Genomic DNA, 13,835 nt, shown 5'->3' on the forward strand with positions numbered 1-13,835 from the left:
GTCAGACCTGCCTAGTGAAGCTGGTGTTGAAACTGGCTCGCCAGCGCCTCGACGCTCGACAGCGATGCAGTGATCATCTTGCCGCCCGCCTGGATGTCCTGAAACGTGGCGGTGGTGGTCAGATCATTCAGGTGCAGGCTGTTGCGATAGCTCTTTGACAATTCTTCCGAACGCGCAGCCAGCGAACGCACCTCACTGGCCACCACCGCAAAACCGCGGCCCGCCGTCCCCGCACGCGCCGCCTCGATGGACGCGTTGAGCGAGACGATCACCACATGCCGGACGATGGACTGCAGTTCCTCGTTCTTCGCGTGCATGTCGTGGTTCTGCTCCATGAGCGAGATCATCTGCTCGTGCCAGCGCTCAAACGTCAGCGCCAGGCCGCGCAGGCGCACCGCTTCTTCGGCAATCTGCCCCGCGCGGCTCGCCCAGTGCTCCTTGGCAGCCGTGGCCGACTGCAGTTCGGTACGCAGTTGTTCGATGACCTCCAGCTGATCGGCAGCGGCATCGCGCATCTGGCCGACCGTGGTTTCCAGTGCAGCAACTTCCTGCATGCCCGTTTCGACCAGCGCGGCGTGCTTCGAAAGATCCGCTGACAGATCAGCAATGCGGCGATCGGCATCGCCCAAGGTGCGCACGAGCGCATTCACCTTCCGCTGCCGGATCATCCACATCAGCACACCGGCAACCAAGCCGCCAGCGATGACGGCCATAACAATCGTCCCCATCACGATGCTTCCTTATCAAGATCCACGCGTACTGCCGGTGCCGCGCCGAGCGTCGTGTTCACGCTGTCAACGGCAAAGCGTTCGGGCAGGCACACCACCGTCTGGAACTGGCGGAACGCTGCGCCCTTGTGCTCGTCGGTGAAGCGCAGCTCAATGCGGCCATGCTCGCGCTTGAGGAACTCCAGCACGGCATCCATGCCAACGCCGCGCCCTGACACTTCCGTCACCTTGTCGGCAGTCGAGAAACCCGGGCGGAAGATGCACTGCGCGATGTCTTCGTCGGTGGCGTGCTGGTCTGCGCCAATCCAGCCGCGCTCCACGGCGATACTGCGGATGCGCTCGAGCGCCAGGCCGCGGCCGTCATCGCACAGGGTGATCTGCAGCATGCCCTGGTCAACACCAACTTCGATGTCGACCTTGCCTGCGGCCGGCTTGCCGTGGGCGATACGCTCTTCGGCCGGTTCGATGCCGTGGTCGATGGAGTTGCGAAGCAGGTGCATGAACACGTTCTGCAGGATGCCGCGCGCCTCGGCGCGTACACGGTAGCCGTTGTCGTCGATGCGCACAGCCACCGGCTCCTTGCCCAGCTCCTGCGCCAGCGACGGTAGCGATTGCAGCGCGCCGGACAACAGCGTGTCCACCGTCTCGCTGCCCAGCAGGCGCAGCAGTTGATGGACGGAATCGCGCATCGCCAGGAGTTCGTGCAGGTTACCCGGGTTGGCCGATTCCACCAGGCGCAGGCTTTCCTGAATGCGTGCCATCACATCGGGCGCGGCATGCGTGGCATTGCCCTGCGCCGCGTCCCCCTTGCGGCCCAGCTTCACCTCGTTGATGCGGGCGTAGTTCTCGATGGCCTCGCGCACGCGCGACAGCTCTTGCATCAGCCAGTCCTGATCCCAAGCGTGCTCGCTGTCGGGTTCGCGCAGCGCGTGGTAGGTCTGCTCGGTCTCGTGCACCACGTTGGTCAGGTGCTGCAGGTTGTATGTGCGCGCGTTGCCCTTGATGGTGTGCATGTTGCGGAACAGCGCCGCAATGGCTGCGCTGTCCGCCTGCGAATACTGGCGGATGATCCGTTCGTTCTCGTGCACGAAGGTCGTAGAGCTGTCGATGAAGTGCTGGAACTTCTCCTGGCTCACCGCCAGGATCTCGCCAATCATCTCCAGGTTGCGGCGCTGCTCGCTGGCCTCGGCGGCCAGCTTGCGCAGTTCGGTCACATCGCGCACGCACAGCATCAGGCGCAGGATCGTGTCGCTCTCATCGGTGATGGCCGACCACGACAGGTCGAGCGTCTTCACGCGCCCATCCGGCATGAGCTTTTCCACCTCGCTCGCCAGCAGATGCTGGTTGAACGCGAAGTTGATGATGTCCTGCCCGAGGCAGGCATCGACCGCCGCTTCCACCTGCGACAGCGTATCGGCGCCCAGGCTGGTATCGGCAAAGATCAGCTCCATCAACTTGCGGCCCGCGATCTCCTGCGTCTCAAAGATCGATTCGAGGTAGACCGAGTATTCCTCGTGCACCACACCGCCATCCACCACGGTCAGGATGCCCTGCTGCATGTTCTGCAGCATCGCCTGGATGTCGGCCGTCTTCTGCTTGAGCAGCGCGGCGTTCTCCTGGATCTTCTCGATCATCTGGTTGAACGCGACGACCGAGTGGCCGATCTCGTCCATGCGTCCCACCGGCACACGGCGCGTGAAATCCTGGCTGCTGGCGATCTCGCTCATTTCGGCCTGCATGCGCGTGAGCGGCCGGGTGATCTGGCGATACAGCAGCATGCCGATGGCGGTGAGCAGGACGACCGCCACGCCGCTCACCACGCCAATGGTGGTGGCCGTGCTCGCAAGCTTGCCATTCAGGCCGGCAATGGCTTCATCCTTTTCGCGGTTCTTCTCGATGCGCAGCGTCTCGACAATCTTTTCCAGCACGTCGCGGTAGCTGGCCACGTTGGCAAACAGGAAGGCCTGTGCCAACTCGTCCTTGCCCGCGAGCTTCATGTCGGTGGTCTGCTGGATGGCGTCGACGTAGCTGTCGACGGCCTCTTTGGCCTGGGCAACCAGACCTTCCTGCGCGTGGCTGTTGGCGCGTTTGGCCTGTACATCCAATGCCGCACGCAGGGCGGCTTCTTTCGCCTTCAGGTCGTCCTTGGCCTGCGCGACGATGTTGGCGTCCGGTGCATACACCAACACCATCGTCGCCAACTGCACGTCCTTGACGAGCGATACCAGGTCGGCCGACGCCAGCGCGCTCGGCACCACACCTTCGGTCACCTGGCGGACCTCTGCAGCGCTGCTGCGGGTCTGGTAGACCGCGTATCCGCCGATGGCCGCCAGCGCGACAAACATCAACACCACCAGCAATGTAATGCGATGACGAATGGTCATTTGAAATTCTCTCGATTCAACCGCTCCCCCTGAAAGAAGGGGGCGGTCCAATATGCTTTCCTAAACATCGGAGACGTAATTATTGAAGTCGGAAGATGACCACTCGATGACTGCCACATCAACCATCCGGGCATTTCGGCATTGCGTTTCCGATGATGATGGGGTTGCGGCGCGTATCCGCTCGCCACTTCGTTACCAGCGGAATCGTTTGGCACCCCTACTCAAGTGGGGAATTGTGCGAAAGCGCTAAAGTTATTTTCCCAGTCGCCGTTAATTAATTGCCTTTTTATTTTTCTTTTTTATTTCGCGAATGATTCTTTCGCGTTGATTCCAAAAATAGAAAAAAGGTATTTCTCAGTTTCCCGGCATGCAGCCTGATGGGGCGTCTCGCCCACTGTTGCGAATTGGCTACCGGCCCATGTTCCTGCCAGAATGTTTTGCTTGGCCCCTCCACCGAGGCAGACACATGAAGAAAAGCACGCAGGACACCGCCACACCCGCATCCGAGCTGATCGACGCACGCATTGCAGAGCTGGACGACTGGCGCGGCGAGATGCTCGCCCGCCTGCGCGCCGTCATCAGCGCGGCCGACCCCGACGTGGTGGAAGAATGGAAATGGAGCGTGCCCGTGTGGTCGCACGATGGCCTGATCTGCACCGGCGAGGCCTATAAGCAGACGGTCAAGATGACGTTCGCCAAGGGCGCCTCCGTGCCTGACCCGTCTGGCCTCTTCAATTCCAGCCTGGACGGCAACACGCGCCGCGCCATCGACTTCCGCGAGGGCGACAAGGTGAACGAAAAAGCGTTGAAAGCGCTCATCCAGGCGGCCATTGCCGTGAACCAGGCCGGCGCCAAGCGTTGAAGAACGTGCAAGCTCGCGCGGGTCGGTCCGGAGCCGTTAACATACGGCCCGCCTGATCAACCAACGGAGCAACCGCAGTGATTCAACCGACCAGCGTATTCAAGGACAACCTCGCCCAACTGCCCGCCATTGACGGCATCGAGCGCATCGATCTGGTCGACGGCCAGGGCGCCGTGGTCGCCGACATCGAAAACAAGCCGGGCAAACAAGGTTCGGTGGCGGTGTACCACTACCTGCAGCAGGCGTTCGACCAGCTTGATGCCAAGGCCGCCGAGCACGGCCTCGCCGTGTTTGCCGAGCACACCATCGACGCGCGCAACCGCCCCGGCGCCCACCCGAATGTGGACCGCCTGCTGTCCATCGCGGCCGGTGAACCCGCACTGCGCATCAACGTCGTGAAGGCCTGACGACGCATCGCTGATGCCCGCTACAAGTAGCGGGTGAACCACCCGTTTTCTCGCTGCACCGCACACAGCCGCATCAACAAAGTGGAGCGCCGCCGACGCGGATTGCCAGCCATGGGCACGCGGCGTAGCATGAGGCAGCCCTTCTTCGGGAGCCGCCTCATGTCTGCCCAGCACGAAGACAAGGTCCGCCAGCACATGGCGGATGCCGTGGCCCTGGCGCGCGAACGTGCGCCCGATATTGCCGACCTGTTCGAGCCGTTCCTGCGGCACTACTACGGTCTGGCAGACCCCGAAGACGTGATCTCGCGCAGCGTGGCCGACCTCTACGGCGCAGCGATGGCGCACTGGCAGCTGGGTCAGAAATTCGTGTCGGGGCAACCGCGCGTACGCGTCTACAACCCGAGCCTCGAACAGCACGGCTGGTACTGCAGCCACACGGTCGTTGAAATCGTCAACGACGACATGCCGTTCCTGTTCGACTCCGTGACAATGGAGATCAACCGGCAGGGGCTGGCGCTGCATTCCGCCTTCCACCCGGTCTACCGCGTACAGCGCGATGGCGCAGGCATGCGCGTGGCGGTCGAGGCCGGCGGCGGCGTACAGCGCCCGGCGGCACTCGCGGGCGACATGCCCGACACGCCCGCCGATGCGGACAAAGAAGCTCACGGCGTTGCTCGCTTCGAGTCGGCCATCCACATCGAGGTCGACCGGTTCTCCGAGGCGGACCGCCTGCAGGCTTTGCACGACGGCCTGATGCGTGTGCTGGGCGACGTGCGCGCCGCGGTGGAAGACTGGAATCCCATGCAGGCTGCCGCCCAGACCGCCATCGACGCGCTGGCCGCACGTGCCGCACAGCCCTCGACCGGCGACGTGGAACGCGCCGAGATTGCCGAAACACAGGCCTTCCTCAGTTGGATGCTCGAGCGGCACTTCACCTTCCTTGGCTACCGTGACTACGAACTGATTACGCAAGACGATGGCCATTACCTGCGCGGCATACCCGGCACAGGCCTGGGCGTGCTGCGTGAAGCGCTGCGCGACACCTCCACGCCGGACACGACGCGCCTGGCACCGGGGGCCGCAAAATTCATCGACGCGCCCGAGCCCATCTTCCTCACCAAGGCCAATTCGCGGGCGACCGTGCACCGGCCCGGGTATCTCGACTACATCGGCATCAAGCTGTTCGACGCGCAGGGGCGTGTCTGTGGGCAGCGGCGTTTCCTGGGCATGTACACGTCGAACGTCTACATGGTCCCGGCCGAGGACATTCCGCTGGTGCGCCGCAAGGTGGCCGACGTCATCCGACGCACGGGCTTCCTTCCCGACGGACATCTGGCCAAGACACTGGTCACGATCCTGGAGCAATACCCCCGCGACGAACTGTTTCAGATAGACGCCGAAGCGCTGCACGACATCGCACTGGGCATCCTGCGGTTGCAGGAGCGCCAGCGCACGCGCCTTTTCGTGCGGCGCGATCCGTTTGACCGCTTCGTGTCGTGCCTCGTGTTTGTGCCGCGCGAGAAGTTCAACACCGACCTGCGCGTGCGCATCCAGGGCCTGCTGCAGGCGGCGTATCGCGGCACCGCCGTGGAGTTCACGCCGCAGCTGTCGGAGTCGATGCTGGCGCGCATCCATATCACCGTGCGCACCCAGCCGGGCAACGTGCCCGAGGTGGACGTGGCCGAGTTGGAAGACCGCATCGTGCAGGCCGCCCGGCGCTGGCAGGACGACCTGGCCGACGCGCTGCTCGAACGCGGCGGTGAAGAGCGGGGCAACCGCCTGTTGCGCCGCTATGCCAGCGCGTTTCCCGCCGGTTTCCGCGAGGACTATGCCGCACGCCTGGCCGTGCGCGACATCGAACTGATGGAGCCGCTGCTCGCCGCCAATGCGGCGGATAACCTGCTGACCATGCAGCTCTACCGGCCGCTCGAAGCGCCGCCCGGTGCACTGCGTTTCAAGATCTACCGCGCCGGCCAGCCGACTTCGCTGTCGCACAGCCTGCCGATGCTTGAACACCTGGGCGTGCGCGTCAACGAAGAGCGGCCCTACTGCATCGAACCCGCCGACGCCGCCCCCATCTGGATGCACGACTTCGGCATGGAGACCATCGACGGCAGCGAAGTCGATCTGGACGAAGCCCGTGCACGCTTTGAAGACGCATTCGCGCGCATCTGGAGCGGCGAGCTGGAGAACGACGATCTCAACCGCCTCGTGCTGCAGGCTGGTCTGACCTGGCGCGAGGTGCGCATCCTGCGCGCGTATGCGCGCTACATCCGCCAGATCGGTTCGACCTTCAGCAACGCGTATATGGAAAGCGCGCTGAACGGCAATCCTTCGATTGCGCGGGCGCTGGTGCGGCTGTTCCTGGTGCGCTTCGACCCCACGCTTGCCGAGGCCGAGCGCTCGCGTGCGAGCGAAACGCTGCGCAAGCAGATCGACGAGGCGCTCGAAGACGTACCCAACCTGGATGAAGACCGCATCCTGCGGCAGTTCCTGGGCGTGCTGGAAGCCACGCTGCGCACGAACTACTTCCAGAGCCCGCCGGACACGGCACACGGCCAGGGACAGGGGCAGCCCAAGCCGTATCTCTCGTTCAAATTCGACCCGGCGCGCGTGCCCGGCCTGCCCGAGCCCAAGCCGATGTTCGAAATCTGGGTGTATTCACCGCGCGTGGAAGGCGTGCACCTGCGCGGCGGCAAGGTCGCGCGCGGCGGCTTGCGCTGGTCTGACCGGCGCGAGGATTTCCGCACCGAGGTGCTGGGCCTGGTCAAGGCCCAGATGGTCAAGAACACGGTGATTGTGCCGGTGGGTTCCAAGGGCGGCTTTGTCGTCAAGCAACCGCCGCCGGCCGCCGACCGCGATGCGTATCTGGCCGAGGGCGTGGCGTGCTACCAGACCTTCCTGCGCGGGCTGCTCGACCTGACCGACAACTACGTCGACGGCCGCGTCGTGCCGCCGCGCGATGTCGTGCGCTATGACGAAGACGACCCCTACCTGGTCGTTGCCGCCGACAAGGGCACGGCCACCTTCTCCGACTACGCCAACGCCATCTCGGCCGAATACGGCTTCTGGCTGGGCGATGCGTTCGCCTCCGGCGGCTCGGTGGGCTACGACCACAAGAAAATGGCCATCACCGCGCGTGGCGCATGGGAATCGGTCAAGCGCCACTTCAGCGAGATGGGCGTCGATACGCAGACGCAGGACTTCACCGTCGTGGGCGTGGGCGACATGTCGGGCGATGTGTTCGGCAACGGCATGCTGCTCTCGCGCCATATCCGCCTGCTCGCGGCGTTCGACCATCGCCACATCTTTCTCGACCCGTCGCCCGATGCCGCCACGAGCTTTGCAGAGCGCGAGCGCCTGTTCAACCTGCCGCGTTCAAGCTGGGCCGATTACGAGCGGGCGCTGATCAGCCCCGGCGGCGGCATCTTCCCGCGCACGGTCAAGTCGATTGCGCTCACCCCAGAAGTGCGCGCCATGCTGGACGTAACGGCGACCGAGATGGCACCGAACGACCTGCTGCACGCCATCCTCAAGGCGCCCGCCGATCTGCTCTACAACGGCGGCATCGGCACGTACATCAAGGCCAGCACCGAAACGCATGCCCAGGTGGGCGACCGCGCCAACGATGGCCTGCGTGTGAACGGCGCCGAGCTGCGCTGCAAGGTCGTGGCCGAGGGCGGCAACCTGGGCTGCACGCAACTCGGCCGCATCGAGTACGCGCAGCATGGCGGGCGCATCAACACCGATGCCATCGACAACTCGGCCGGGGTGGACTGCTCCGATCACGAAGTCAACATCAAGATCCTGCTGGGCCTGGTCGTGGCCGACGGCGAGATGACGCTCAAGCAACGCAACACGCTGCTGGCCGAGATGACCGACGAGGTGGGCGAACTGGTGCTGCGCGACAACTACTTCCAGACGCAAGCGCTGTCACTGGCGCGTACGCGCACGGCGCTGTGGCTCGACCCGGAAGCACGGCTGATGCGGCATCTGGAACGCAGCGGTCGCCTGAACCGTGCGATCGAATTCCTGCCCGCCGATGAAGAGATCGACGCCCGCCGGGCCAGCGGCGGTGGTTTGACCACGCCCGAACGCGCGGTGCTGATGGCCTACAGCAAGATGTGGCTGTACGACGTGCTGCTAGGCAGCGATCTGCCCGATCAACCGTTCGTGGCCGATGGTTTGCCGGCGTACTTTCCACGGCCCCTGCACACGCGCTGCGCCACGTCGATCCCCCGGCACACGCTGCGGCGCGAGATCCTGGCGACGATGCATGCGAACGCGCTCGTCAACCGAGCCGGCGTGACGTTCGTGCACCGGATGGCCGAAGAAACCGGCGCGGAACCGCTTGCAGTGGTGTGGGCAAGCCTTGTTGCGCGCGCTGTCTACCGGCTCGACGGGCTCTGGGAAGAAGTCGATGCCCTCGATGCGCAGGTGCCGCACGAGACGCAAACCGCCCTGTTCACCTCACTCGCGCAACTGCACGAGCGCGCCACCCTGTGGTTCCTGCGGCGGCGCGTGTCGGACGTGCCGACCGCGGTGGAACGGTTCCGGGCTGCGGTGGATGCGCTCGCTCCCGAAATCAGCGCGCTGCAAACGGAGGAATCCGCGCAGGCCGCCGCGCAACAGCAGCAGGTGTTCAGCGAAGCCGGTGTGCCGGAAACGCTGGCGCGTGTGGCGACCGGTGTGCCGGCGCGCGTGTCGTTGCTCGACATTGCCGAAGTTGCAACCACCCGCGGCTGCGATGCACGGCTCGCCGCCCGCGTGTACTTTGCCCTCGACCAGCCGCTGGGTTACGGATGGCTGCAAGGCGGCATCCTCGGCCTGCCGACGCAAACGCATTGGCAGATGCTGGCGCGTGCAACGCTGCTCGAAGAACTGGGGCAACTGCGACGGCGGCTTACGCAGTCGGTGTTGCAAGATGCGGCGCCCGGCGCAAGCGCCGACGCCCTCATCGAGACCTGGCGGGCAACACGGCAGGAAGCGCTGGCGCGCTATAACCGCGTCATCGCCGACCAGGTGGCTACCGGCTCGCCTGACCTGGCGATGCTGTCGGTGGGGCTCCGGGCACTGGCCGAGGTCGATGCCTGATGCAGTCCGCTATCGGGCGCGTGCCAGTGCCGCATTGACGCGCACCGGCGGCGTGTCGTGCGAAAACGGCGGCTGCACAACGAAGGCATCCACCACGCCGGGCTCGAAGAACAGGCAGTACGTCGAGCCGCCGTACTGGAAGAAGCCAAGCTCCTCGCCCTTGCGTACATGCTGGCCCGGCGTCACGTCGACCATGCACGACGACACCTCGGCCATGCCGATGAACACGCAACCCACGGTGCCCATGTCCGGGTCGTCGCAGGCGATGGTGATGATGGCGCGGGCGGCCATGGCCGCGCTGTAGCCTTGCGAATCGTTCAGCCCTTCCGGGTCGGCGCCCTCGGATTCCACGCACGAGTAGTACGTGCCGTCCACATGATAGGTATCAACGATGGTACCGGCGACGGGCGCGTGCCAGCGGTGGTAGTTGTAGGCGCTCAGGAACGCCTGATACACGCTGCCGCCGGCGTAGCGTTCCGCCAACTGCGCCTTGTCCGGCCCGAAGATGTCGCGCAATGAGTACGGTTGCGCCTTGATCCAGAACGCATCTTCATAGCGTGTGTCGTGGCTGATGTTGTAGGGCGCTGCCTCGCAGGCGCTGACGATCAGCTTGTTGTCGTCCTCGCCCGCGACCGGCCGCACGCCGGCACGAAAGCGGCGCGTGAAGAAGTCGTTCCACGAGGTGAAGCCCCAATACGGCAGCGACGGATCACACAGAAACTGCTCCATGCCGATACGCCGTGTCGCTTCGGGGCTGAACCAGCCGTCCGGCTCGTGCGTGTTCAGGTACGCACGCGAATGCGGGCCGCCGAGGAAAGCGCTCCAGCCATTGAGCACCGCCTTGAGCGCATCGTTGAAGCGTCGATCACGGAACAGCGCATAACCGGAAGGCATGCACATCGGCCAGTCGAGCAACGCGTTGAGCGGACAGATCACCAGGGCTTTTTGGCTGAAGCGCGGCGCGCACGTGACGATGTGGTCGATGGCAAGCAGCAATTCTGAGCTGTCCTTGTAGCCAAGTTCGTATCCGAGGTCCGTCGCTTCGTCGATGGCCCGAGCAAGGTGCATGCGCAATGCGGGCTCGCCATCGATCAGGCTGGCGAGTACGCGCACGGCAGCCACCGAGGGTGTCTTTGACGGACGTGACAGTGCTTGTGCGACAAGCTCGGTGCGAAACGCCGCCAGCTGCGCCTCGCCTTCGGGCAACCAGTGGCCGAGCCGGCGGCGCCGGTCCAACAGAACATTCGATACTGCTTTCAAAGAAGAGGCCTCCTTAAACCCGCCGCTGCCCCGCAAGCAGAGGCCGAGCGCGCCGTTGCCGCAGGCAACGCACCAGCTCTTCCGCATACGGCAACAACTCAAGCACCACGAAAACCGACACGACGGCCGCCACGTAGCCCCACGGCAGGGGCGGATCTTTCCAGCGCAGCGAAAAATCGGGCGATACAGACCCCATACCGAACAAGCCGAGCACCTCATCCCAATGCAACAGCACGACAACGGACAGGGCCATGAGCGGGATCATCTCCAGAAAGCTGTGCACGTGCTGCTCGAACGGCTTCACGGTGCGATGCGCCACGGCATAGCTGACGTCCCACATTGCAGTGGCCTGATGCACGACATAGGCAACGGTCATTGCCACCAGCACCAGGGCATTGATCCGCAGGAACAAGGCCGCCAGCACAGGCACGCCCATCTCGGCGAGCATCAGCAGGTGCAGCATCGATTCCTTGGCGCCGGAGGTTCTTTCAATGCGCGTGGCCCGGTGGCAGCACCAGTCGGCCACCCCGGCCGCCACCCATAACGGGATCAGGAAGTACATCAGGTACGACTCAAATGGCTCGCGCATGGGCCGGCTCCACGGAGATTGCGATACACATGTGCAGGCCGAGACCCCACGCAACCCGCGTTCCAGCAGCGGCGGTGGCATTGACGTTGCTGAGAATTCCTCCCGCAGGATTCCCGCCGATGAAAGCGCCGCCGCCCACCTCCCCGAGCCCGATGAGACCGACCCGCACCAGCCGGCGTCGCTTGGCGATGCACGCGCACGCCTGCAAGACCACTTCAACAGGCCGGTGCGACATGAAGGGCGTACGGTGTTGGCAACTTGGCATCCTTCCTACGCACTTCGCGCCCCGGACCCGGCCGCGCGCGCCTATCTCGACATCGTGACTGCCCTCAAAGATGCGCGGCGGCTGGCCGCCGGCAAGTAGCCGCACGGGCCCGCGAGTTGCGTCGGTGGCACCGACACTGACACTTCACGAGAGGACGATGATGCATCGCACCACCTATCCGGCACGTGCATTGTGCGCGGCGGCCGCAATGTTCATGTCACTGGGCGGCGGCGCGGTATTCGCACAAGCAACGGGCGGCCAATCCGGCAGCAGCGACAACGCACGCGCAGCCCGCGCAGACAGCACCACCGCGACTGGCACCACGAGCCGTACCGACAGTCTCACGGGGCGTGATGCCACACGCAACCACACCCGCAACGACCGCGCCAATCCTTCCGGCGAATACGTACCGCGCACGGGTTCCACTTCGCATCAAGACAGGAATGGCAACGTGGTCAAGGACAGATCAACCGGCGGCAGCCCACAGGGGCGGGAGCGGCCGCCGGCCAGCCCGGCGAACACGCCTGCAACGCAGCCTTGAAGCGACACGTACCGCGCCACGCAGGAGCACTTCATGAACAATGAAAATCCCATCCCTGGCACGCCGCCCGCGCCCGCCGCACCCGGCGACGAAGCGCGCCCGGAGCGCCCGGCAGCGGCGAAGCGATCTGCCCGGAGTGCAACGGGACGGGCCAACGCGACGACGGCAGCCCGTGCCCGTCTTGCGAGGGCAGCGGCAAGATCATTCAGGGGATTGGCGGAGGGTGAGCACCAACCTCCTCGGCGTGTGCGCGCGATGCGCGACAGACTCGGGATACTGCGTTACTTGATGAAGCTGAGCTGCTTGTTGATGCGTTCAAGCACGGGGGCGCTTCCAATTGGCGTGTGGGAAAGAGCTGAGGTGAAGGCCGGTTTAGTGAGCCACGGCCTGCGCTGCAGCCGCCTTCGACTTCTGCGTGCATGACATCACCAGCGTGAGCACAGCCGAGAGCATGAGCAGGCCGGCGACGAAATAGAGTCCGCCTGCGAAGCTACCGGTTCGGTCTTTGATCCAGCCGATCATCGCGGGGCCAAAGAAACCGCCAAGGTTGCCGATTGAGTTGATGGTGGCGATGCCAGTGGCGGCGGCCGCCCCGGACAGGAACATCGTGGGCATGCTCCAGAGCGGCGGCTTGGCGCAGCTAATCCCGACGTTCACAAGCGTGAGTGCCGCAATGAGGCCAATCACACCGCTGGCACTGCCGGCCACCACCAGACCCACGGCGGCAGCCACGCACGCAATCACGACGTGCCACGTACGTTCCCCACTCCGATCGGAATGGCGAGACCAGAAGACCATCGCGACCACCGAGACAATTGGCGGAATGGCGTTCAGCAGACCAACCCTCATGGACGACATGCCCAACTGCTTGATGATCTGGGGCGCCCAGATGCCGAGCGTGTAGAGGCCGGCGGAGGTGCCGAAATAGATCAGCGCCAACGCGATCACCCGCAGATCAGCCAGGCCACGGAGAATGCTGTGATTGGCGCTCGCTGTGTTGCTGCTGGATTCCTCGTGCATGACTTTGACCAGCCAGGCGCGTTCGTCTTCTTTCAGCCAGGACGCCTGTTCCGGGCGATCCGTCATGTAGAAGAACACCACCACGCCGAGAATGAATGCCGGAATGGCTTCGAGAATGAACATCCACTGCCAGCCGGCCAGCCCCATCACACCTTGCATTTCCAGCAATGCGGCAGATATCGGCGAGCCCAGTGCGGTGGACAGTGGCGCGGCAGCCATGAAGAATGCGGTGACCCCTGCCCGGTGACGCGCCGGAAACCAATAGCTGAGATACAGGATGATGCCGGGGAAGAATCCAGCCTCTGCGGCGCCAAGCAGGAACCGGATGATGTAGAAGCTGGTTGCCCCCTGGACAAAGGCCATCGCTGCCGAGATGATCCCCCACGTGACCATGACGCGGGCAATCCAAATGCGCGCCCCGATCTTGTGCAGCACGATGTTGGAGGGCACTTCAAACAGGAAATAGCCCCAGAAGAAAATGCCCGCTCCAAAGCCAAGAATCGACGCCGTAAAGCCGAGGTCCGCCTTCATCGTCAGGGCTGCAAAGCCGATGTTCACCCGGTCGATGTAGGCGATGAAGTACAGCAGCATGATGAACGGCACGATGCGCCAACTGATCTTGCGCAGCGTACGCTTTTCGATATCTAGTTCCATTTTTGTCTCCTTGGTGCTCCATACAATCCCA

General features: G+C 64.2%; 10 protein-coding genes. 5 read left to right on the top strand and 5 right to left on the bottom strand.

The features are described 5' to 3' along the window. Positions 1 to 11 precede the first annotated feature (11 nt). Together BEK68_RS18455 and BEK68_RS18460 are read right to left on the bottom strand one after the other, a co-directional pair. The gene (locus tag BEK68_RS18455) at positions 12 to 728 is read right to left on the bottom strand and encodes a methyl-accepting chemotaxis protein (protein ID WP_027693106.1); all 717 of its coding nucleotides are present in this window, start codon (positions 726 to 728) and stop codon (positions 12 to 14) included. Continuing rightward, entirely contained in the window at positions 728 to 3,112 is a 2,385-nt protein-coding gene (locus tag BEK68_RS18460) for a HAMP domain-containing protein (protein ID WP_024542147.1), read from the bottom strand. Before BEK68_RS18460 ends, BEK68_RS18455 begins: the two co-directional genes overlap by 1 nt. 466 nt (positions 3,113 to 3,578) lie before the next feature. Here BEK68_RS18460 and BEK68_RS18465 point away from each other — a divergent pair, with 466 nt between their 5' ends. The 3 genes from BEK68_RS18465 (at position 3,579) to BEK68_RS18475 (ending at position 9,475) form a co-directional block, all read left to right on the top strand. Next, the gene (locus tag BEK68_RS18465) at positions 3,579 to 3,974 is read left to right on the top strand and encodes a DUF1801 domain-containing protein (RefSeq protein WP_024542148.1); all 396 of its coding nucleotides are present in this window, start codon (positions 3,579 to 3,581) and stop codon (positions 3,972 to 3,974) included. Between the two features lie 77 nt (positions 3,975 to 4,051). Next, positions 4,052 to 4,381, top strand: a complete 330-nt coding sequence (locus BEK68_RS18470; RefSeq protein ID WP_024542149.1) for a DUF2322 family protein — start codon at positions 4,052 to 4,054, stop codon at positions 4,379 to 4,381. 159 nt (positions 4,382 to 4,540) lie between these two features. Beyond that, complete coding sequence (locus BEK68_RS18475) at positions 4,541 to 9,475, top strand: NAD-glutamate dehydrogenase (RefSeq protein ID WP_024542150.1); 4,935 nt, start codon at positions 4,541 to 4,543, stop codon at positions 9,473 to 9,475. 9 nt (positions 9,476 to 9,484) lie between these two features. Here BEK68_RS18475 and BEK68_RS18480 read toward each other — a convergent pair whose 3' ends face one another. Next, a complete protein-coding gene (locus tag BEK68_RS18480) occupies positions 9,485 to 10,822 on the bottom strand; it encodes a phosphatidylserine decarboxylase family protein (RefSeq protein ID WP_080693858.1) in 1,338 nt (445 codons plus the stop codon). Continuing rightward, positions 10,749 to 11,297: a diguanylate cyclase gene (locus BEK68_RS18485; protein ID WP_249262939.1), complete on the bottom strand. Its 549-nt coding sequence runs from the start codon at positions 11,295 to 11,297 to the stop codon at positions 10,749 to 10,751. Before BEK68_RS18485 ends, BEK68_RS18480 begins: the two co-directional genes overlap by 74 nt. A gap of 25 nt (positions 11,298 to 11,322) precedes the next feature. On the opposite strand from BEK68_RS18485, the gene BEK68_RS18490 reads away from it, so the two are divergent. After that, positions 11,323 to 11,688 (top strand): hypothetical protein, encoded by a 366-nt coding sequence (locus BEK68_RS18490; RefSeq protein WP_137910727.1) that lies wholly within the window; start codon positions 11,323 to 11,325, stop codon positions 11,686 to 11,688. Between the two features lie 58 nt (positions 11,689 to 11,746). Continuing rightward, positions 11,747 to 12,130 carry a hypothetical protein gene (locus BEK68_RS18495; protein ID WP_024542154.1) on the top strand — a complete coding sequence of 128 codons (384 nt, stop codon included), beginning with the start codon at positions 11,747 to 11,749 and terminating at the stop codon, positions 12,128 to 12,130. Positions 12,131 to 12,502: 372 nt separating this feature from the next. On the opposite strand, the gene BEK68_RS18500 is transcribed toward BEK68_RS18495, so the two are convergent. Then, positions 12,503 to 13,804 carry an MFS transporter gene (locus BEK68_RS18500; protein WP_024974317.1) on the bottom strand — a complete coding sequence of 434 codons (1,302 nt, stop codon included), beginning with the start codon at positions 13,802 to 13,804 and terminating at the stop codon, positions 12,503 to 12,505. Positions 13,805 to 13,835 lie beyond the last annotated feature (31 nt).

The organism is Ralstonia pickettii (assembly GCF_001699815.1).
Lineage (GTDB): Bacteria > Pseudomonadota > Gammaproteobacteria > Burkholderiales > Burkholderiaceae > Ralstonia > Ralstonia thomasii.